23 protein-coding genes and 1 riboswitch are annotated in these 19,279 nt (G+C 72.1%); of the genes, 11 read left to right on the forward strand and 12 right to left on the reverse strand.

Going from position 1 to position 19,279, the window contains the following annotated elements:
* Positions 1 to 19: 19 nt before the first annotated feature.
* Genes bioD through bioB form a run of 3 tightly spaced genes read right to left on the reverse strand, consistent with a single transcriptional unit; the run spans position 20 to position 3,231 of the window.
* Positions 20 to 736 (reverse strand): dethiobiotin synthase, encoded by a 717-nt coding sequence (bioD, locus tag ACIRD7_RS36415; protein ID WP_403460153.1) that lies wholly within the window; start codon positions 734 to 736, stop codon positions 20 to 22.
* Position 737: 1 nt separating this feature from the next.
* On the reverse strand, positions 738 to 2,018 hold the full coding sequence (locus ACIRD7_RS36420) for an adenosylmethionine--8-amino-7-oxononanoate transaminase (protein ID WP_403460154.1): 1,281 nt from the start codon (positions 2,016 to 2,018) through the stop codon (positions 738 to 740).
* On the reverse strand, positions 2,011 to 3,231 hold the full coding sequence (gene bioB / locus ACIRD7_RS36425; RefSeq protein ID WP_403460155.1) for a biotin synthase BioB: 1,221 nt from the start codon (positions 3,229 to 3,231) through the stop codon (positions 2,011 to 2,013). The genes ACIRD7_RS36420 and bioB overlap by 8 nt, the downstream gene beginning before the upstream one ends.
* 147 nt (positions 3,232 to 3,378) lie before the next feature.
* On the opposite strand from bioB, the gene ACIRD7_RS36430 reads away from it, so the two are divergent.
* On the forward strand, positions 3,379 to 4,506 hold the full coding sequence (locus ACIRD7_RS36430; RefSeq protein WP_403460156.1) for an 8-amino-7-oxononanoate synthase: 1,128 nt from the start codon (positions 3,379 to 3,381) through the stop codon (positions 4,504 to 4,506).
* 78 nt (positions 4,507 to 4,584) lie between these two features.
* Here the strand turns inward: ACIRD7_RS36430 and ACIRD7_RS36435 are convergent, their stop codons facing one another.
* Together ACIRD7_RS36435 and ACIRD7_RS36440 are read right to left on the reverse strand one after the other, a co-directional pair.
* A complete protein-coding gene (locus ACIRD7_RS36435; protein ID WP_403460157.1) occupies positions 4,585 to 4,812 on the reverse strand; it encodes a DUF397 domain-containing protein in 228 nt (75 codons plus the stop codon).
* Between the two features lie 9 nt (positions 4,813 to 4,821).
* Complete coding sequence (locus ACIRD7_RS36440; RefSeq protein ID WP_403460158.1) at positions 4,822 to 5,691, reverse strand: helix-turn-helix domain-containing protein; 870 nt, start codon at positions 5,689 to 5,691, stop codon at positions 4,822 to 4,824.
* Positions 5,692 to 5,904: 213 nt separating this feature from the next.
* On the opposite strand from ACIRD7_RS36440, the gene ACIRD7_RS36445 reads away from it, so the two are divergent.
* The gene (locus ACIRD7_RS36445; RefSeq protein WP_403460159.1) at positions 5,905 to 6,363 is read left to right on the forward strand and encodes an ATP-binding protein; all 459 of its coding nucleotides are present in this window, start codon (positions 5,905 to 5,907) and stop codon (positions 6,361 to 6,363) included.
* A gap of 4 nt (positions 6,364 to 6,367) precedes the next feature.
* Here the strand turns inward: ACIRD7_RS36445 and ACIRD7_RS36450 are convergent, their stop codons facing one another.
* Complete coding sequence (locus ACIRD7_RS36450; protein WP_403460160.1) at positions 6,368 to 7,294, reverse strand: LysR family transcriptional regulator; 927 nt, start codon at positions 7,292 to 7,294, stop codon at positions 6,368 to 6,370.
* 126 nt (positions 7,295 to 7,420) lie between these two features.
* On the opposite strand from ACIRD7_RS36450, the gene ACIRD7_RS36455 reads away from it, so the two are divergent.
* On the forward strand, positions 7,421 to 8,035 hold the full coding sequence (locus tag ACIRD7_RS36455; RefSeq protein ID WP_403460161.1) for a LysE family translocator: 615 nt from the start codon (positions 7,421 to 7,423) through the stop codon (positions 8,033 to 8,035).
* Positions 8,036 to 8,088: 53 nt separating this feature from the next.
* Here the strand turns inward: ACIRD7_RS36455 and ACIRD7_RS36460 are convergent, their stop codons facing one another.
* The 3 genes from ACIRD7_RS36460 to ACIRD7_RS36470 form a co-directional block, all read right to left on the reverse strand.
* Positions 8,089 to 8,562: a C40 family peptidase gene (locus tag ACIRD7_RS36460; RefSeq protein ID WP_403460162.1), complete on the reverse strand. Its 474-nt coding sequence runs from the start codon at positions 8,560 to 8,562 to the stop codon at positions 8,089 to 8,091.
* Between the two features lie 3 nt (positions 8,563 to 8,565).
* Positions 8,566 to 8,776, reverse strand: a riboswitch (cyclic di-AMP (ydaO/yuaA leader).
* Between the two features lie 340 nt (positions 8,777 to 9,116).
* Positions 9,117 to 9,425 (reverse strand): hypothetical protein, encoded by a 309-nt coding sequence (locus ACIRD7_RS36465; RefSeq protein ID WP_250080946.1) that lies wholly within the window; start codon positions 9,423 to 9,425, stop codon positions 9,117 to 9,119.
* Positions 9,426 to 9,432: 7 nt separating this feature from the next.
* Positions 9,433 to 10,068 (reverse strand): ATP-dependent Clp protease proteolytic subunit, encoded by a 636-nt coding sequence (locus tag ACIRD7_RS36470; RefSeq protein WP_403460163.1) that lies wholly within the window; start codon positions 10,066 to 10,068, stop codon positions 9,433 to 9,435.
* A 68-nt stretch (positions 10,069 to 10,136) separates the two neighbouring features.
* On the opposite strand from ACIRD7_RS36470, the gene ACIRD7_RS36475 reads away from it, so the two are divergent.
* Complete coding sequence (locus tag ACIRD7_RS36475) at positions 10,137 to 10,415, forward strand: type II toxin-antitoxin system Phd/YefM family antitoxin (protein WP_403460165.1); 279 nt, start codon at positions 10,137 to 10,139, stop codon at positions 10,413 to 10,415.
* 93 nt (positions 10,416 to 10,508) lie between these two features.
* Here ACIRD7_RS36475 and ACIRD7_RS36480 read toward each other — a convergent pair whose 3' ends face one another.
* Positions 10,509 to 11,525, reverse strand: coding sequence for an ABC transporter permease (locus tag ACIRD7_RS36480; RefSeq protein WP_403460166.1), 1,017 nt, complete (start codon positions 11,523 to 11,525; stop codon positions 10,509 to 10,511).
* Between the two features lie 106 nt (positions 11,526 to 11,631).
* On the opposite strand from ACIRD7_RS36480, the gene ACIRD7_RS36485 reads away from it, so the two are divergent.
* The 7 genes from ACIRD7_RS36485 to ACIRD7_RS36515 all read left to right on the forward strand — a co-directional run bounded on the left by ACIRD7_RS36485 (position 11,632) and on the right by ACIRD7_RS36515 (position 16,901).
* Positions 11,632 to 12,261, forward strand: coding sequence for a TetR/AcrR family transcriptional regulator (locus tag ACIRD7_RS36485; protein WP_403460168.1), 630 nt, complete (start codon positions 11,632 to 11,634; stop codon positions 12,259 to 12,261).
* A gap of 135 nt (positions 12,262 to 12,396) precedes the next feature.
* Positions 12,397 to 12,699: an urease subunit gamma gene (locus ACIRD7_RS36490; RefSeq protein WP_054229180.1), complete on the forward strand. Its 303-nt coding sequence runs from the start codon at positions 12,397 to 12,399 to the stop codon at positions 12,697 to 12,699.
* An 11-nt stretch (positions 12,700 to 12,710) separates the two neighbouring features.
* A complete protein-coding gene (locus ACIRD7_RS36495) occupies positions 12,711 to 13,022 on the forward strand; it encodes an urease subunit beta (protein WP_403460169.1) in 312 nt (103 codons plus the stop codon).
* Positions 13,015 to 14,736 carry an urease subunit alpha gene (locus ACIRD7_RS36500; RefSeq protein WP_403460170.1) on the forward strand — a complete coding sequence of 574 codons (1,722 nt, stop codon included), beginning with the start codon at positions 13,015 to 13,017 and terminating at the stop codon, positions 14,734 to 14,736. The genes ACIRD7_RS36495 and ACIRD7_RS36500 overlap by 8 nt, the downstream gene beginning before the upstream one ends.
* 13 nt (positions 14,737 to 14,749) lie before the next feature.
* Complete coding sequence (locus ACIRD7_RS36505; protein ID WP_403460171.1) at positions 14,750 to 15,424, forward strand: urease accessory protein UreF; 675 nt, start codon at positions 14,750 to 14,752, stop codon at positions 15,422 to 15,424.
* A 38-nt stretch (positions 15,425 to 15,462) separates the two neighbouring features.
* The gene (ureG, locus tag ACIRD7_RS36510; protein ID WP_403460172.1) at positions 15,463 to 16,140 is read left to right on the forward strand and encodes an urease accessory protein UreG; all 678 of its coding nucleotides are present in this window, start codon (positions 15,463 to 15,465) and stop codon (positions 16,138 to 16,140) included.
* Positions 16,137 to 16,901 carry an urease accessory protein UreD gene (locus tag ACIRD7_RS36515; protein ID WP_403460173.1) on the forward strand — a complete coding sequence of 255 codons (765 nt, stop codon included), beginning with the start codon at positions 16,137 to 16,139 and terminating at the stop codon, positions 16,899 to 16,901. The genes ureG and ACIRD7_RS36515 overlap by 4 nt, the downstream gene beginning before the upstream one ends.
* A gap of 34 nt (positions 16,902 to 16,935) precedes the next feature.
* Here ACIRD7_RS36515 and ACIRD7_RS36520 read toward each other — a convergent pair whose 3' ends face one another.
* Together ACIRD7_RS36520 and ACIRD7_RS36525 are read right to left on the reverse strand one after the other, a co-directional pair.
* The gene (locus ACIRD7_RS36520) at positions 16,936 to 17,667 is read right to left on the reverse strand and encodes a lysophospholipid acyltransferase family protein (RefSeq protein ID WP_403460175.1); all 732 of its coding nucleotides are present in this window, start codon (positions 17,665 to 17,667) and stop codon (positions 16,936 to 16,938) included.
* A gap of 324 nt (positions 17,668 to 17,991) precedes the next feature.
* Positions 17,992 to 19,224 carry a PP2C family protein-serine/threonine phosphatase gene (locus ACIRD7_RS36525; protein WP_403460176.1) on the reverse strand — a complete coding sequence of 411 codons (1,233 nt, stop codon included), beginning with the start codon at positions 19,222 to 19,224 and terminating at the stop codon, positions 17,992 to 17,994.
* Between the last annotated feature and the right edge of the window lie 55 nt (positions 19,225 to 19,279).

Genomic DNA, 19,279 nt, shown 5'->3' on the forward strand with positions numbered 1-19,279 from the left:
ACAGCGAAGACCCGTCGCCTCAGTCCGCCACCCGCCCCCGGAACCGCTCCGCGTCCCACGCCCCGAACAACCGCGGCGCCAGCCAGCCCGGCGCCGCGACACGGAAGTCGGCGGGCGCCAGCGCCCCGGCTCCCGCCGGTACCGCGCCCAGGAGCGGTGCCCCCGCCACCTCCGGCAGGTCCGCGACGTTGCAGCGTGACGCCAGGTCCGGTGTCTCGGGCCAGCTGCCGATCACCACGCCGAGCAGGTCCAGCCGGCGGCCGCGCAGTTCGCGTGCCGTCAGCTCGGTCGTGTTCAGGGTGCCCAGACCCGCCGAAGCCACCACCAGCACCGGCGCCGCCATCAGCTCGGCCGCGTCCGCCAGGGTGGCGCCCGCCTCGTCGAAGCGGACGAGCAGGCCGCCCGCGCCCTCCACCAGCACGAGGTCGTGTTCGGCGGCCAGCTTGGCGGCGGCGTCGGCGATCTCGTGCGGGCGGACCGGCGGCCGGCCGGCCCGTCGCGCCGCCGTGGCCGGGGCCAACGGGTCCGGGTAGCGGGCGAGTTCGGCGGTCGTCACCGTGCCCGCGAGCCGCGCGACCTCCTGGGCGTCCCCGCTCTCGTCCGGCCGTACGCCCGTCTGCGCGGCCTTCAGCACCGCCACCGACCGGCCCGCGCCCAGCGCCGCCGCGGCGACCGCGGCGGTCGTGACCGTCTTGCCGACCTCCGTGCCCGTGCCCGTGATCACCAGTACCGGCATGTCAGCCCTCCCGTGCGGCCGCGCACACCGCGCGGGCGATCCTTGCCACGTCCGTGTCGCCCGTGACGTACGGCGGCATCGTGTAGACGAGGTCGCGGAACGGCCGCAGCCACACGCCCTCGCGCACGGCGGCCTCGGTCGCCGCCCGCATGTCCACGGCGTGGTCCAGCTGCACCACGCCGATCGCGCCCAGGACGCGCACGTCCCGCACGCCCGGAAGGTCCAGCGCCGGGGCCAGGCCGTCCCGCAGCCCCGCCTCGATCCGCTTGACCTCGGCAAGCCAGTCCTGGCCCCGCAGCAACTCGATCGAGGCGCAGGCGACCGCGGCGGCCAGCGGATTGCCCATGAACGTCGGCCCGTGGGCCAGCACCGGCACCTCGCCCCGCGAGATGCCGTCGGCCACGCGCGCGGTGCACAGCGTCGCGGCCATCGTCATGTAGCCGCCGGTCAGCGCCTTGCCCACACACATCACGTCCGGCGACACCGCCGCGTGCTCCGCCGCGAACATGGCGCCCGTACGCCCGAACCCGGTCGCGATCTCGTCGAACACCAGCAGCACGTCGTGCGCGTCGCACGCCTCCCGCAGTACCCGCAGATACGCGGGGGAGTGGAACCGCATCCCGCCCGCGCCCTGCACCACCGGCTCGACGATCACCGCCGCCAGTTCGTCGGCGTGCCGCTCGATGAGCGAGCGCAGTTGCTCCGCGTACGACTCGTCGTACTCGGCCGGCGGCGGGTCCGCGAACACCTGTCGCTGGAGGACGCCGGTCCACAGCTCGTGCATCCCGCCCTCGGGGTCGCACACGGACATCGGCTGCCAGGTGTCGCCGTGGTAGCCGCCGCGCCAGGTCAGCAGCCGCTGCTTGCCGGGGCGGCCCAGCGAACGCCAGTACTGCAGGCACATCTTGACCGCGACCTCGACCGACACCGACCCGGAGTCGGCGAGGAACACGTGCTCCAGACCGTCGGGCGACATGTCGACAAGGAGCTTCGCCAGGCGTACGGCGGGCTCGTGCGTGAGCCCGCCGAACATGACGTGGCTCATCCGCGCGAGCTGCTCCCGCGCCGCCTCGTTGAGCACCGGGTGGTTGTAGCCGTGGATGGCCGACCACCAGGACGACATGCCGTCGACCAGCTCGCCCGAACCGTCCGCGAGCTTCAGCCGCACCCCGCTCGCCGACTCGACGACGAGCGGGTCGACACGGCCCGGCATCGGTCCGTACGGATGCCAGACATGCCGCCGGTCGAGCTCGAGCAACTCGGGCACGGACAGCTCAGGCATTGGGCGCGAGATCCGTGCCGGCGCCCCGGCGGCGTACGGCGACCAGGTCCGGACGGGGCTCGTTCACCTGCGGAGCGGCAGCCGAACCGCAAACACCGCCGCCCTGATGCGAACCGCAGCCCGCGTCCGCGTGAGATCCGCGGCCCGCGTCCGCGTGAGATCCGCAGCCCGCCTCGGCCTGCGACCCGCACCCACCGCCGCCGGCCGTCGCCCGGTGCTCCGGAAGCGTCACCTCGCCCGCGCCCTCGACCTCGAACCCGGCGTCCGCGATCATCTCCAGGTCGGCCTTGCCCGCCTGGCCCTCACTGGTGAGGTAGTCGCCGAGGAAGATCGAGTTGGCCAGGTTCAGGGCCAGCGGCTGCATCGTGCGCAGATGCACCTCACGGCCGCCGGCGATGCGCACCTCCACGTCCGGGCAGACGAAACGGACCATGGCCAGGATGCGCAGGCAGCGCTGCGGGGTGAGGTTCCACTCCTTGGCCAGCGGGGTGCCCTCGAACGGGATCAGGAAGTTCACCGGCACCGAGTCCGGGTCCAGCTCACGCAGCGAGAAGACGACGTCGACCAGGTCCTCGTCGCTCTCGCCCATGCCCGCGATCAGTCCCGAGCAGGCCGACAGACCCGCCGAGTGCGCCTTGTTCACGGTGTCGACGCGGTCGGCGTAGGTGTGCGTGGTCGTGATGTCCGCGTACGTCCCCTCGGAGGTGTTGAGGTTGTGGTTGTACGCATCCGCGCCGGCCGCACGCAGCCGCTCGGCCTGACCGTCGGAGAGCAGACCGAGGCAGGCGCACACCTCGACGCCCTCGTTCCCGTCCTTGATCGCCTTGATGGTCTCCGAGACCCGGTCCACGTCCCGGTCCGTCGGGCCGCGTCCGCTGGCCACCAGACAGACCCGCTTGGCGCCCCCGGCGAGTCCGGCGGCGGCGGCCTGAGAGGCCTCGTCCGGCTTGAGCCACGTGTACTTCAGGATCTCGGCCTTCGAGCCGAGTCGCTGGGAACAGTAGGAGCAGTCCTCCGGGCACAGGCCCGACTTGAGGTTGACGAGATAGTTGAGTTTCACCCGTCGGCCGAACCAGTGGCGGCGTACCTTGCCGGCCGCGGCCACCACATCGAGCAGGTCGTCGTCGGAAGTGGCGAGGACGGCGAGTGCTTCCTCGCGGGTCGGCAGCTCGCGCCGAAGCCCCTTGTCCACCAGCGTGTTCAGCAGGTCCATGAGAGCCGATCCTGTCCTACGGAGCCACCCCGGGCCAAGGAGAGTTCGTACAACAGAGACGATTCGACGTGTGGGTATTGCCACATCCTGGGCCGCGGATCTTACGACTAGTGTCTGTGCACTGCCTACAAATTCACCGGAGGGGCCATGGCGTTCGGCTGGATCGACGAGCAGGCGCAGGCGCGCCGCCGCGCCGGACTCGTACGGACACTGCGCCCCCGCCCCGCCGACTCGCCCCTGCTGGATCTCGCCAGCAACGACTACCTGGGCCTCGCCCGGCACTCCGAGGTCGTCGAGGGCGCGGCGCGCGCCGCGCGAGTGTGGGGCGGCGGCTCCACCGGCTCCCGGCTCGTCACCGGTACGACCGAGCTGCACGGCGAGCTGGAGCGCGAGCTGGCCGACTTCTGCGGCTTCGAGGCGGCCCTCGTCTTCTCCTCCGGCTACGCGGCCAACCTCGGCGCGGTCACCGCGCTGGCGCCGCACGGCTCGCTGATCGTGTCGGACGCGGGCAACCATGCCTCCCTGATCGACGGCTGCCGGCTGGCGCGCGGCACGACACAGGTCGTCGCGCACGCCGACCCGGACGCCGTGCGCAAGGCCCTGCAGACGCACGAGGGATCCGCCGTCGTCGTCTCCGACACGGTCTTCTCGGTCGACGGCGACGCAGCCCCGCTGGCCGGGTTCGCGCAGGTGTGCCGCGAGCACGGGGCCGGGCTGGTGGTCGACGACGCGCACGGTCTGGGCGTACTCGGCGACGGCGGCCGCGGCGCCCCGCACGCGGCCGGGCTCGCGGGCGCCGACGACGTCGTCGTGACGGTCACCCTGTCCAAGTCGCTCGGCAGTCAGGGCGGCGCCGTCCTCGGCCCCGCCCGGGTGATCGAGCACCTGGTCAACGCGGCCCGGACGTTCATCTTCGACACCGGTCTCGCCCCGGCGTCGGCGGGTGCGGCGCTGGCGGCGCTGCGGCTGCTGCGCCGGGAGCCGGAGCGGGCGGCGCGGGCGCGCGCGGTGGCGCGCGAACTCCACGCTCGGCTGACCGCCGAGGGGCTGGAAGCGGTACGACCCGACGCGGCGGTCGTCTCCGTTCGCGCGCCGTCCCCGGAGGGGGCCGTGCGCTGGGCGGCCGACTGCCGGGCGGCCGGCCTCGCCGTGGGCTGCTTCCGTCCTCCCTCCGTGCCCGACGGCATCTCACGGCTGAGGCTGACCGCCCGCGCGGACCTCTCCGAGGGGCAGATCGAACGCGCTGTACGGGTGATCGGCGAGACACGACCATGAGTCGGCGTGACACGGCCCTGTTCCCGCCCCTGGCGGAACCGATCGGAATCGATCAGGTGTGATCGGAGTGCTGATCGGTCAGGACTGGAACGCGGCAGTGAAGCCCGCCCAGCTCTCGGGGGAGAAGAGCAGCGCGGGTCCGGCCGGGTCCTTGGAGTCACGCACGGCGAGCAGTCCGGTCCAGGGACCGGTGTACGGCCGTGCTGTCTCGACACAGTTGTTCGCGCCCGTGCTGTAGCTGCTGCGCAGCCATCGCACACCGGGCAGTTCTGCACTTGAGGGCATGTTCCGAGGCAGTGCGGTCATGGTGCCTCCTTACGCGCCGCCACCTAGCGCGGCGATGTAATCCAGCGATTCCTCGGGCGAAAGGGCGTGGATCCGAAGGGCGTTGAAGGCCTCCGTGTAAGCCCGGAGGTCTTCTTTCCGTTCGAGATAGAGGCTACTCGTCAAGTGGTCGAGAACAACCACATCCAGATCAGAAGTGCTCGAAAATGAGAAGATAACGAAAGGCCCGGTGATGCCGACATGCTCACCGGCCCTGAACGGCAGGACCTGGAGCCTGACTTGGGGCAGCCGCGCCGCCTCCATCAGCCGGCTCAGCTGCCGCGCCATCACCTCCGGCCCGCCGATCTCCCGGCGCAGCACCGCCTCGTCCAGCACCGCGCTCAGCTCCAGCGGCGGATCGGCCCGCAGCACGTCCTGCCTGGCCAGACGCACCGCGACCAGCGCGTCGAGGCGGTCCTCGGCGTCGGGGCCGAGCCCGCCCACCGCGGCCCGGGTCACCGCACGGGCGTACTCCGGCGTCTGGAGCAGCCCCGGCACCACCGACGTCTCCAGCGTGCGCATCGCACGCGCCTGCGACTCCAGGCTGATGAAATCCCGGTACGTCGGCGGCAGCACTCCGCGGTAGGCGTGCCACCAGTGATGTCGGCCGCCTCCCTCGTCGGACCCCGCCAACACCAGCAGCAGCTCGCGCAGTTGGCTGTCCTCCACGCCGTAGACGTCGAGCAGTAACCGCACATCGGCCGGTTTCACCCCGCTGGCGCCGGTCTCGATCCGGCTCACCTTGGACTGGTGCCAGCCCGCCAGCCGGGCCGCCTCACCGCTGGTGAGCCCCGCCCCGGTGCGCAACGCACGCAATTCCGCGCCCAGTTTTCGGCGGCGCACCGCGGGACCGTGCTGCATGGGCTCCTCCTTACTCCAACCGAGCCGCCCAAATACGGTCTGCCGTCGCAGAGTTCACCGCTTCGAGCGACAGATATATGCACATCTTGGTGGATCGCCACCCGTGACGGGCGCGGTAATGGCAGTCTGGCGACGAAGCACCAGTCCGGGACCGTACTCGAACCATCCGCTCCGTGTCGGACTGCGGTCCCGTGGGAAAGGGACGACGTCGCCATGGCAGATCACCTGGAAGCATCCGTCACTCTGCCGAGCGATCCCGCCTCGGTCGCCGCGGCCCGGGGCTATGTGCTCACCACCCTCGCGGAATGGGGGCTGCCACCTGATACGGAAGTGGCCGACACCATCCGCCTGATCGTCTCCGAACTCACCACCAACGCCGTACAGCACACCCTCGGCCAGTCACCCACCTTCACGGTGGACCTCGCGCTCGACCGTGACGAACACCTGCGCATCGGTGTGACCGACAGCCATCCGCGCTTCCCCAAGCGACTGCCGGCCGCCGTCCAGCAGGACAACGGACGCGGCATGGTCATCATCCGCTGGCTCACGGCGGAATGCGGCGGCAAGATGAGAGTGCGCCCCACCCGCGAGGGCGGCAAGACGGTCTCCATCGAACTGCCCTGGACGGTGCCCGCCGCACCGGTCGGCGCCGCGGGACCGCAGGAGCCGTAGCCCCTCAGCTCTGCTGCGGCTGGCCGGAGGACCGGCCGAACGTGCCGCGCAACAGGGCCCGGAACGCGGTCGCGGCCGGTGTCGCCTCCTCGGCGCGGAAAGCGACCGAGACCGTACGGCGCAGCCCCCCGCCTTCCAACGCGCGCACCCCGACCGGCGTGACCGACGTGCGCGCCACCATCTCCGGTACCACGGCCACCCCCAGCCCCGCGCTCGCCAGCGCGCACACCAGCAGGTATCCCGGCGTCGGGACCAGAACCGACGGCGTCGCCCCGGCCCGGGCCAGCGCCGCCTCCACACCCCGCCGGGCCGGAGCGTCCGGCGCCATGCTGATCAGGGGCTGCCCGGCCAGCTCGGCCAGGGGCAGGCGTGCGGCGCCACTGGTGAGGACATGGCCCGGAGCGGACACCAGGACCAGTTCCTCGACCAGGATCGGCTCGATGCCGACGGACGCGGGCAGCGGCGTCGCGTCCCCCGGTTCGTACGCGTGGGTGAGCGCCAGGTCCACCTCGCCCGAAGCCACCGCGGCGACACCGGCCGAGGGTTCGTAGTCGGCGACCGTCAGCTCCACGTCCGGATGCGCCCGGCGAAAGGCGCTGAGCGCCGGGGGCAGCAGATGGATGCCCGCGGTCTGGAAGGTGCCCAGCCGCAGCGTGCCGCCCGTCAGGCCGGTCAGCCGGGCCAGTTCGTGCCGGGCCCGCTCCAGCTCGTCCAGCACGCGCCGCGCCCGCGCCACCAGCAGCTCGCCCGCACCCGTCAGCCGCGCCCCCCGGTGGTGCCGTACCAGCAGGGCGGTGCCCGCCTCGCGCTCCAGCTTGGCCAGCTGCTGGGAGAGCGCCGGCGTGGTGTAGCCGAGCCGCTCTGCCGCCCGGGTGATCGAACCCGCCTCCGCGACCGCCACCAGGGCGGCGAGCCGCGTCGGGTCGTACATGAGGGTCCCCGATCTCGTTCGCACGGCGGGTCAGCACTAAGCAATGCTCGCGTTAAGCAATGCTTTAGGTGCTCCCAGGATATTCGAAATACCTGCTGAAGGCTCCCGCGCGGCAGCCTGGAGTCCATGGACGCTCAGCTCATCGCCTTCACCGGGGTCTCGGCCGGCCTGGTCGCCATGCCCGGGGCCGACTTCACGGTCGTCGTACGCAACGCCCTCGTCTCCCGCCGGGCCGGCATCGCCTGCGTGCTCGGGATCGGGGCCGGGTTGCTGGTCCATGTGACGCTGGCGGTGGTGGGCGTCGCCGCGGTCCTGGCCGCCGTACCGGCGCTCTTCCGGGCGCTCCAAGTGGTCGGCGGCCTCTATGTGCTGTATCTCGGCGTCCAGACCCTGCGGCAGCGGCACACCGAGGTGGCGGACGAGCGCGAGGAATCCACGGCGCGCCCGCTCCGGCAGGGCTTCGTCACCAACGCCCTCAACCCGAAGGCGTCGCTGACCTTCCTCAGCGTGCTGCCGCAGTTCGTGCCCGCCGGCTCCCCGGCGCTGCCCCGGACGCTGCTGCTCGCGCTGATCGTGCTCGCGATCGCGCTGGTGTGGTTCCAGGTGGTCGCCCTGCTCGTGGACCGGCTCGGCAGGTGGCTGCGCCGGCCGCGGGCCGCCCGGGCGGTCACGCTCGTCACCGGCGTGGCGCTGACCGCCTTCGGCGTGGCGCTCCTCGTCCCGCCGCTGTCGGCCCTGTGAGGCCCCGGGGGCGGTGACGGCGTGTCAGGCCGCCGCCACCGCCACCGGGTGGGTCACTTGACCCGGCCGTACCAGACGCTCCTGGTCCAGATCTTCTGCAGCTTCACGACGTCCCCGGACTTGGGGGAGTGCCAGATCTTTCCCTTCCCGGCGTAGATGCCGACGTGGTAGACGTTCGACCCCGAGTGGAAGAACACCAGGTCCCCGGCCTTGCGGTTACCGGCGGAGATGTGGCGGGTCTTGTTGTACTGCTGGGCCGCCGTACGGGGCAGTTTCTTGCCCGCCTTCTTGTACGAGTACAGCGTGAGCCCCGAGCAGTCGAACCGGTGCGGTCCGGTGGCGCCCCACTTGTACGGGGAGCCCTTCTTGGAGGCCGCGACCTGCAGTGCCTTCGACGCCGGTGTGGCGGCCGCAGCCTCGGAGGTGAAGCCGGGCGCCACGATCGAGCCGCCCACGGCGGCGATGGTGAGTGCCGAGGCCGTTCCGGCCCGGACCATGAGCGACGGGACACGATTGAGCGCAGTCATGCGCAACCCTTCGTCAGCCGCCTGAGAAGGATGACCTGTCGGATTCGGGCTGGCGAAGTTGCCCGGCCGCGTTGCCACGGCTTCACCCCAAGGGTTGCTCGGCTCGAACGAACGTCCGCTCCGGCGACCCGTCTTGCTCGGGTCCTCCACTCCTGCCGATCCACTCCTGTCGACCGGTCATCCGGGCGGCGGCAGGACTCGGCGTCCGCCCGGATCGCCCCGCCGCTGTGGCGGGGGCTTGTCGTCAGTCAGGGATCTTGACGCACGAATGAACGAAATACCCAACGGAATCGGGGATTTGTGGGGTTACTCACCACTCACCCGTTCGGGTGGGTAGCCGGGTGTCCGGGGGGTGTCCAGATGCCCAAGGAGTCCCGGACCAGGGAGGGAACGCCTCATTCCGCCTTGGGGTCATGTCCTGAGCGCAACCCTGACGGCCGCGCAAAAGGAGAGCCGTCTACGCCAACCGGGGGTACGTCATTTGGTCCGTTTCGGCTCGGCTCCGGACACCTCGTCCGTGGGTCGGGGCGTCCGGAATCCGGCTGGTCGCGTCGTCAACTGTCGGAGCGCGGCGGAACCGTGACGCGAGCCGTGCGGCGCTCTCCGTCCAGCACGCGCAACGCGCGCGCGAGCGTGGGGGCGTGCAGCTCCGTCTCGCCCCGCTGGTGCATCAGCGCCAGCGCGTCCCGGAGCTCGGCCGCCTTGCTCACGAGCGCCTGGGCGGCACGCAGTCCGCGGTAGGTGTCGCCGTGCTGTGCCGGGTTGATCCGGCCGAGCAGGTCCACCACGTCGAGGTAACGGTCGATCAACTCGCCCTCCGCGCGCGTCAGCGCGGGCAGCGGCGGCAGCTCGGGTGGCAGCACCGGCCGATCACCGCCCCGTGGGCGGCGCGAGCGTGGCCCGGCGGCTGGGGATGATGCGGTCCACCAGCCCGTACTCCAGCGCCTCTTCGGCGGTGAGGATCTTGTCCCGCTCGATGTCCTCGGCCACCTGGGCGCGGCTGCGCCCGGTGTGCTCGGCGAGCATCTCCTCCAGGCGCACCCGAACCCGCGTCAGTTCCTCGGCCTGGATCGCCAGATCGCTCGCCTGGCCCTCGACCGGCTCGGGCAGCGCCGGCTGATGGATCACCACCCGGGCCCCCGGGAGCGCGAAGCGCTTGCCCGGCGTGCCCGCGGCCAGCAGCACGGCGGCGGCCGAACCGGCCTGGCCGAGGCAGATCGTCTCCACGTCACAGGCGACGTACCGCAGGGTGTCGTAGATCGCCGACATGGCGCTGAACGATCCGCCGGGCGAGTTGATGTACAGCGAGATGTCCTGGTCGGGGTCCTTGTGCTCCAGGTACATGAACTGCGCCATCACGTCGTTCGCCGAGGTGTCGTCGACCGGGGTGCCGAGGAAGACGATCCGCTCCTCCAGCAGCTTCGAGTACGGATCCTGCGTCCTGAGGCCTGAACTCGTGCGTTCGGTGAACTCGGGCAGTACGTAGCGGGCGGACGGTCGGGTCATGGCTCACGCTCCCTTGCCGGGGTGCCTGTAAAAAATGTACAGGACGTACATGACGTAATGTGGGGAGCATGGCCTACGAGATTCCGGTGACGCAAGCCAGGGCTGAGCTCGCCGACCTCATCAACCGCGTGGTGTACGGCGGTGAGCGCGTCGTCGTGACGCGGCACGGAAAGCCCTTGGTCGCCCTTGTCTCCGCCGCTGACCTGGAGCGACTCGACGCCTTGGACGCCCCCGTCGAGGACCAGGTGATCAGCGCGGTCTCCAGCGTCCGCGAGGTCGCTTCCGCTGCCCGCGAACGGCAGCGCTTCGGCATCGCCGCCGAGCACCGCGGGTCCGGCCCCTCCTAGCGCCGGCCGGCGCCGCCTCACGCACGAAAGGACCGTGCACCCCCGTCCGCTACAGCGGGGGCGCACGGTCGGTTCGGTGCGGCCGGCGGCAGGTCAGCCGACGGGGGCGAGCTCCCGCTCGGACGCGGACTCGGTGCTCGGCCTGCGGGACTTCAGGGCGCTGCCGAGCAGGACGGCGCCCAGGCCCAGCGCGGCCCACCAGGCGAGCGTGAGAGCGGGGCCGGTCGCCGCGGCGCCGTCGAAGTACGACACCGAGCGCAGCAGGCTCGCGCCCGCGCCCGGCGGCAGCCACTGGCCCGTGGTGCCGACCGGCTCGGGCAGCATCTGTGGTGCCGAGGAGGCCCCGGAGAACGGGTTGCCGAGGAACATCACCACGAACGACACGATGCCGATGCCCGCCGGGCCGATCAGCGCGGCGAGTCCGGCGACCGCCGCGCTCACGGCCAGAGTCGTCAGCGCGAACACCCCGGCCTCCGCCCACCAGTCGCCGGTGAGGATCCCCAGCCAGCTGTGCGCGAGCGCGGCGGCGACCACGCCGATCACCGCCGCGGCCCCGGCCAGCGCGCTCACGGCACGGATGCCGCGCAGCCGGAGCAGGGTCACCGCGGCGCCGGCCGCCATGCCGGCCAGGGCGAGCGGCAGGACGCTCGCGCCGAGGGCCGCGCCGCGCGGGTCGCTCGCCGGTGCGGACACGACGTCGACGGTCCTGACCTGGGTGCCTTCGGCTGCGGCCTGCTCGGTCACCGCCTGCTGAAGCAGCTGGGCCACCATCGGACTCGCGGCCGAGGCGGTCAGCAGTTCGGGGCCCTTGGGGGTCACGACCACGGCGCCGTACACGGTCCGGTCCTCGACGGCCTCCCGGGCGGCGGCCTCGTCGGCGTAGCGGTGGATCTCGAACGCGCCCTCGTGCCGGTCCAGCTGCCGCTCCACCTGGGCCGCGGCCGACGCCGGTCCGGCGACGCCGAGCGGCAGGTCGCGCGGGGCGGTGCGGGCGGCGGGCCACGCGAAGGCCCACAGGGCGAGCGCCGCGAGGGCGGGGACGAGGAGGACGACCGCGATCAGGTGCCGGCGTGCGGCGGACCCGCGCGGTGTAGCGGACGGGGTGGACATGGGGGTCTCCCGGTAAAAAGAAGGATCGTTCGTTTTTGTTGGCGCCCCCACCGTCCTGCTGATGCCGCTCCTTGTCAAGAAGGAATGTTCGTTTTACTTTGTGGCCATGGCCCGCGTATCCCAGGAACACCTCGACGCCCGCCGTCGGCAGATCCTCGACGGCGCCGCCCGTCTCTTCGCCCGCAACGGCTTCCACGCCACGTCCATGCAGGACGTGCTGAAGGAGGTCGACCTCTCGGCCGGAGCGGTGTACCGCTACTTCAGCGGCAAGGACGAGCTGATCGCCGCGATCGTCAAGGACGTCCTGGGCGAGATCCGCGCCTCGTTCGAGGAGGTCGTCCGGCAGAGCCCGCCCCCGCCGCCGGACCTCCTGGTGGGAGCGGTCCTGAGTCGCACCCTGCGCGTCTACTCCTCCCTCACCGAGGACGGGGAGTCGGTCTTCCCGTTGCTGATCATGCAGGTCTGGGCGGAGACCGTGCGCAACAAGGAGCTGGCGGCCGTTCTGGCGGATGTGTACGCGACCCTGCGGGAGGCCTGGGGCCGGGCCGTCGAGGCGTACCAGGACGCCGGGATGATGCCCTCGGACATCCCCGCGGACCACGTGGCGCGCACCATGATCGCCACGGTGCAGGGGTTCATCGCCCAGCAGGCCCTCTTCGGCGGGGCGCCGGTCGAGGTGCTGCAGGACGGTCTGCGGGCCCTGACGGGCATGCGGGCCCCGCAGCGGGACGCCTAGCGGATCACAGCTTGGTTAACGTGCCTGAAACTCCGTCCAACTAGCCTGCCGATCCACGCCACCTGGCACTTTGCCCCGTGGCGACGGCGGCAACCGGACCCCGCACGGTCCGGAGCGAGGACTGTGAGGTGGGACGTGCAACTGACCCCGCACGAGCAAGAGCGGCTGCTCATCCATGTGGCGGCCGACGTCGCCGAGAAGCGCCGGGCCCGCGGGCTGAAGCTCAACCACCCCGAGGCGGTCGCCCTCATCACGTCGCACATCCTCGAGGGCGCCCGGGACGGCCGTACGGTCGCCGAGCTCATGTCCTCCGGACGCAAGATCCTCACCCGCGACGACGTCATGGAGGGCATCCCCGAGATGATCCACGACGTCCAGGTCGAGGCGACCTTCCCGGACGGCACCAAGCTCGTCACCGTCCACGACCCGATCGTCTGAAGGGGGCCCCGATGATTCCCGGAGAGATCCTGTTCGCCGACGGACCGATTGCCTACAACCAGGGCCGTGAGGTCACCCGGCTCACCGTCCTCAACGCCGCCGACCGGCCCGTCCAGGTCGGCTCCCACTACCACTTCGCCGAGGCGAACCCCGGTCTGGACTTCGACCGGGACGCCGCCCGCGGCAAGCGGCTGAACGTCGCCGCCGGCACCGCCGTGCGCTTCGAGCCCGGAATCCCCGTCGACGTCGAGCTCGTCCCGCTCGCCGGCGCCCGCGTGGTGCCCGGCCTGCGCGGCGAGACCGGAGGTGCCCTCGATGCCTGAGATCTCCCGCGCCTCGTACGCCGACCTGTTCGGCCCGACGACCGGTGACCGCATCCGGCTCGCCGACACCGACCTGCTGGTCGAGATCGAGGAGGACCGCTCCGGCGGCCCCGGACTCGCCGGTGACGAGGCCGTGTTCGGCGGCGGCAAGGTGATCCGCGAGTCCATGGGCCAGTCGCGCGCCACCCGCGCCGACGGCACCCCGGACACGGTCGTCACCGGCGTCGTGATCATCGACCACTGGGGCATCGTCAAGGCCGACGTCGGCATCCGTGACGGCCGGATCACCGGCATCGGCAAGGCGGGCAACCCCGACACGATGGACGGCGTGCACCCGGACCTCGTCATCGGCCCGGAGACCGAGATCATCGCGGGCAACGGACGGATCCTCACCGCCGGCGCCATCGACGCCCACGTCCACTTCATCTGCCCCCAGATCGCGGACGAGGCCCTCGCCTCCGGCATCACCACGCTCGTCGGCGGCGGCACCGGACCCGCCGAGGGCTCCAAGGCGACCACGGTCACGCCCGGTCCCTGGCATCTGGCCCGGATGCTGGAGGCGATGGAGCAACACCCCGTCAACTTCGGCCTGCTGGGCAAGGGCAACACCGTCTCGCACGAGGCGATGCTGTCCCAGATCCGCGGCGGCGCGCTCGGCCTCAAGCTGCACGAGGACTGGGGCTCCACCCCGGCCGTCATCGACGCCTCGCTGACCGTCGCCGACCAGACCGGCATCCAGGTCGCCATCCACACGGACACCCTGAACGAGGCCGGCTTCGTCGGCGACACGCTCGCCGCCATCGCCGGCCGGGGCATCCACGCGTACCACACCGAGGGCGCGGGCGGCGGGCACGCACCGGACATCATGAGCGTCGTCTCCGAGCCGCACGTGCTGCCCAGCTCCACCAACCCGACCCGGCCGTTCACCGTCAACACCGCCGAGGAACACCTCGACATGCTGATGGTGTGCCACCACCTGAACGCGGCCGTGCCCGAGGACCTCGCCTTCGCCGAGTCCCGGATCCGGCCCTCGACCATCGGGGCGGAGGACATACTGCACGACCTCGGCGCGATCTCGATCATCTCCTCGGACTCGCAGGCCATGGGACGTGTGGGCGAGGTCGTCATGCGGACCTGGCAGACCGCCCATGTGATGAAGGGACGGCGCGGTGCGCTGCCCGGGGACGGACGGGCCGACAACCACCGGGTGCGGCGGTACGTGGCCAAGTACACGATCAACCCCGCGCTCGCGCAGGGCCTCGCCCGTGAGATCGGCTCCGTGGAGACCGGCAAGCTCGCCGACCTGGTGCTGTGGGAACCGGCGTTCTTCGGCGTCAAGCCGCAGCTCGTCATCAAGGGCGGGCAGATCGCCTACGCGCAGATGGGCGACGCCAACGCGTCCATCCCCACCCCGCAGCCGATCCTGCCCCGGCCGATGTTCGGCGCGATCGGGCGGGCCCCGGCCTCGAACTCGGTCAACTTCGTGGCCCCGCTCGCCATCGAGGACGGGCTGCCGGAGCGGCTCCAGCTCGGGAAGCGGTTCGTGGCCATCGAGTCGACGCGCGGGGTCACCAAGGCCGACATGCGGGAGAACGACGCGCGCCCCGACGTGCGGATCGACCCCGACAGCTTCGCCGTGCACATCGACGGGGAGCTGGTGGAGGCCACGCCCGCCGCCGAACTGCCCATGGCCCAGCGTTACTTCCTGTTCTGACGGCCGGCCCGAGATGACACGAGCAGCACTTCTTGTCCTGGCCGACGGCCGCTTCCCCGCCGGAGGGCACGCCCACTCCGGCGGGGCGGAGGAGGCCGTCAAGGCGGGACGCGTCACCGATGCCGCGAGCCTGGAGGACTTCTGCCGGGGGCGGCTGCACACGGCGGGCCTGGTCGCCGCATCCCTCGCCGCGGCGGCTGCCCTCGGTGCCGACGCGGTGGCCCTGGACGCGGCGGCCGACGCCCGTACGCCCTCGCCCGCGCTGCGCACGGCCGCGCGGAGGCTCGGCCGCCAGCTGATGCGTGCCGTCCGGTGGACCTGGCCTTCGGCCGAACTCGACGAGCTGGCCCGGCGGTTTCCCAAGGGCGCCCACCAGCCGGTCGTGCTCGGACTCGCCGCTCGGGCGGCGGGGCTGGGGGCCGTCGAGGCGGCGTACTGCGCCGCCTACGAGAGTGTGAGCGGGCCGGCGACCGCGACCGTGCGGTTGCTGAGCCTCGACCCGTTCGACGCGACCGCCGTGCTGGCCCGGCTGGCGCCGGAGACGGACCAGGTCGTCGACCGGGCGGTCGACGCGGGACGGCGTGCGGCCGGCGCCGGCCTCGACGAACTCCCCGCCGCCTCCGCCCCGTTGCTGGAGATCGGCGCGCAGGCCCACGCCGCCTGGCCCGTCCGGCTGTTCGCCTCCTAGCCCACCACCCGACCATCCCCCCACCGAAGGAGCCGCCCATGCACCTCGACCACTCCCACGACGGCACCTCCGCCGTCAGCGCCGACGCCCACCGCCCCGACGGATCCCGCCGCGCCCTGCGCATCGGTCTCGGGGGGCCCGTCGGGTCCGGCAAGACCGCCACGGTCGCCGCCCTGTGCCGTGCGCTGCGCGAAGAGCTGTCCCTGGCCGTCGTCACCAACGACATCTACACGCGCGAGGACGCCGAGTTCCTGCTGCGGGAGGCGGTGCTGCCGCCGGAGCGGATCACGGCCGTGGAGACCGGCGCCTGCCCGCACACCGCGATCCGGGACGACATCTCCGCCAACCTCGAAGCCGTCGAGGACCTGGAGGACGAGGTCGGCCCGCTCGATCTCATCCTCGTCGAGTCCGGTGGGGACAACCTCACCGCCACCTTCTCCAAGGGCCTGGTCGACGCGCAGATCTTCGTGATCGACGTGGCCGGCGGGGACGACATCCCGCGCAAGGGCGGGCCCGGCGTCACCACGGCCGATCTGCTCGTCGTCAACAAGACCGACCTCGCGCCGCACGTCGGCTCCGACCTGGCGCGGATGGCGGCGGACGCCAAGGCGCAGCGCGCCGAACTGCCGGTCGTCTTCCAGTCGTTGCGCGGCGAGCCCGGCGTGAGCGAGGTCGCCGGGTGGGTGCGCGCGCAGCTCCTGGCGTGGACGGCATGAGAACCGTGGCCGGCGGCGTACGGGCGCTCGCGCGGATCGTCGCCCGCGACGACGGGCGGGGCGGCACCTCCCTGCCCGTGCTCGACGGCGAAGGGCCGCTGGCGCTCAGACGGACCCGGGGGAGCGGCGCCGAGGCGCGGGTCGTGCTCGTCGGCGCGATGAGCGGGCCGCTCGGCGGAGACCACCTCACCGTCGAGGCCGAGGCGGAGGCGGGCGCCCGGCTGCGCGTCGGCTCGGCGGCGGCCACCATCGCACTGCCGGGCCAGGGCAAGGACGAGGCCCGCTACGACGTACGGCTGTCCGTGGCCGACGGGGGCGAACTGCACTGGCTGCCCGAGCAGTTGATCTCCGCCCGGGGCAGTGACCTGCACGTCACCACCCGGGCCGACGTCGGCGCGGCGGGGCGGCTCGTCCTGCGTGAGGAGCAGGTGCTGGGCCGGGCGGGGGAGGAGCCCGGGCGACTCGGCAGCCGGATCCGGGTGAGTGTCGCCGGACGGGTGGTCCTCGACCAGGAGCTGGCCTGCGGGCCCGGCGCGCCGGGCGGCTGGGACGGTCCCGCCGGGCTCGGGGGATGCCGTGCGGTCGGTCAACTCGTCGTCGTACGACCGGAGTTCGCGCACACTCCGGTGGCGGCCGGGGTGGTGGGGGAGGGGGCCGCCGTCATGCCGCTCGCCGGGCCCGCCGTCCTGGTGAGCGCCGTCGCGTCCGACGCGCTGCGGCTGCGCGGACTGCTGGACGAGGCCCTCGCGGCCTTGGGCTGAGTGCCGCCGCCCGACCCGGCCGACGGCACCCGCGTCAGCGGATGGGCAGCCGCAGGAACCTGCGCTCCTTGTCCGCCTCGGCCTTGGCGGCGGCCTCCTCGGCCTTGACGACGGCCGCGTACTGGTCGACGTACTCCTGCTCGGACAGGGACAGGATCGCGTACATGATCTCGTCGGTGATGGCGCGCAGGATGGCCTTCTCGTTCTCCATGCCGGCGTAGCGGGAGAAGTCGAGGGGCTCGCCGAAGCGGATCTTCACGGGGTGGATGTTGGGGATGACCTTGCCCGGCGGCTGCGCCTCGAAGGTGCCGATCATCGCGCACGGGATGACCGGGACCTGCGCCTTCAGGGCCATCACGGCGACGCCGACCTTGCCCTTGTAGAGGCGGCCGTCGTGCGAGCGGGTGCCCTCGGGGTAGATGCCGAGGAGCTCGTCCTTCCTCAGCACCCCCAGGCCCTCGCGGATCGCGGCCTGGCCCGCCTCCTTGCCGGTGCGGTCGACCGGGATCTGACCGGCGCTGCGGAAGAACGCCGCGGTCAGGCGGCCCTTGATGCCGGGGCCGGTGAAGTACTCCTTCTTCGCGAGGAAGGTGATCCGCCGCTTGAGGATCGCCGGCATCAGGAAGTGGTCCGAGAACGACAGGTGGTTGCCGGCGACGATGGCCGCGCCCGTGGCCGGTACGTGCTCAAGGCCCTCTATTCGAGGGCGGAACACCAGTCTCAGCAGAGGTCCCAACAACACGTATTTCAGGACGTAGTAGAACAAGGGGGGCGCTCCTCACTCGGGGGGATCAGCTCGGGCCGCCATGTTCTGGCAGGTCAACCAGCGTGCCGTGGGGCTGCCAGTGTAGGCGCAGGGGTCTGCGGCCGGAACCGGGTCGGGACGGACGGATACCGACCCATCCGGATTTGCCTGACCGGGTGTCAGGAAAGGGGTGGGCGGGCGTCGTTCGCGGGTGGGGAGGACCGCCGGACCAGCCTGGTCCTTGGCTCCGGTGCGCGGCAACCCGGTGGCGCGGTTTGGCGTGATCGTGATCGCCGGGTGGCGGCCGGCCCGCCCTTGCGGGGAGCCGGAGCGGCTGCTCGTCCATCACAGCCGCACGATGATCAGCGCCGTGTCGTCCGTCGCGCCGCCCTGCGGCAGCAGCTCCAGCAGGACGGCGTCGGCGAGGGGCTCGGGGTCGGCCGTGCGATGGCGCACCAGGGCGTCCGCGAGACGGGCCAGCCCGGTGTCGATGTCCTCGCGGCGGCGCTCGATCAGGCCGTCGGTGTACAGCGCGAGCGTGGCGCCGTCCGCGTACGTGGCGACGGCCTGCGGTCTGGGCATCGGGTCTGGCCGGGCGTCCAGCGGCGGATCGGTGGCCTGGTCGAGGAACTCCACGCGGCCGTCGGCGTGGACCAGCACCGGCGGCGGATGGCCCGCGCTGCTGTAGGTGATGGTGCGGGCCTCGAAGTCGATGAACGTCGTGACCGCGGTGGCCGATTCGGCGCCGTCGACGACATGGGCGTAGCGGCCCAGGACGTCGAGCGCCTGGGCCGGGCCCTCGGCCACACGGGACGTGGCGCTCAGCGCGCTGCGCAGCTGGCCCATGACGCCGGCCGCCACGAGGCCGTGGCCGACCACGTCGCCCACGGACACGCCGATACGGTTGCCGCCCACCAGGTCGATCAGGTCGTACCAGTCGCCGCACACGTTCAGCGCGCCGACCGCGGGCCGGTATCGCACCGCGGTCCGGTGGTTGCCCACCTGCCGCCGGGCGGGCAGCATCGCCTCCTGCAGGGCGAGAGCCACCTCGCGATCACGGGCGTGGGCCTGCCGCAGCCGCTCGTTGAGCTCCTGGAGCTCGCGGGCCCGGGTGTACAGCTCGGCCTCCAGGACCCGGGTCCGGCTGTCACTGCCCGCGCCGCCGCGCAGGTGAATGAGTTCGGTGACCTCCTCCACCCGGTGCAGGACGAAGGCCACCTGTCCGTCGGGGCCGGGGACGGGCGCGTTGATCGGGCTCCAGTAGCGCTCCTCCCAGTGACCGGGGCGGTTCGCGTCCTCGACGTCGTAGCGTTGCAGCGCCATCGTGTCGCGCTCGCCGGTCGCTGCCACGCGCAGCATCGACGCCCGGACATCGCGCATGCCGGTCGCCGTCGGATCGTTGGGGTTCTCGGGGAAGACGTCGAAGATGTACCGGCCCACCAACTCTTCCCGGCTGCGTCCGGACAGGTGCTGGAAGTCCTCGTTGGCGTCGGCGTAGACCAGATCCGGGGTCAGCAGCGCGACCATGCCGGGCAGGGCCTGGAAGACCGCCTCGTAGTCGATCGCCTTGTCGTTCATGGCTCCCGCCTCACCACCGGGATCTGACCAGTTTTCCATGTCATGCGCTGTATGT

Origin of the sequence: Streptomyces sp. NPDC093568 (genome assembly GCF_044764945.1) — a bacterium.
Lineage (GTDB): Bacteria > Actinomycetota > Actinomycetes > Streptomycetales > Streptomycetaceae > Streptomyces.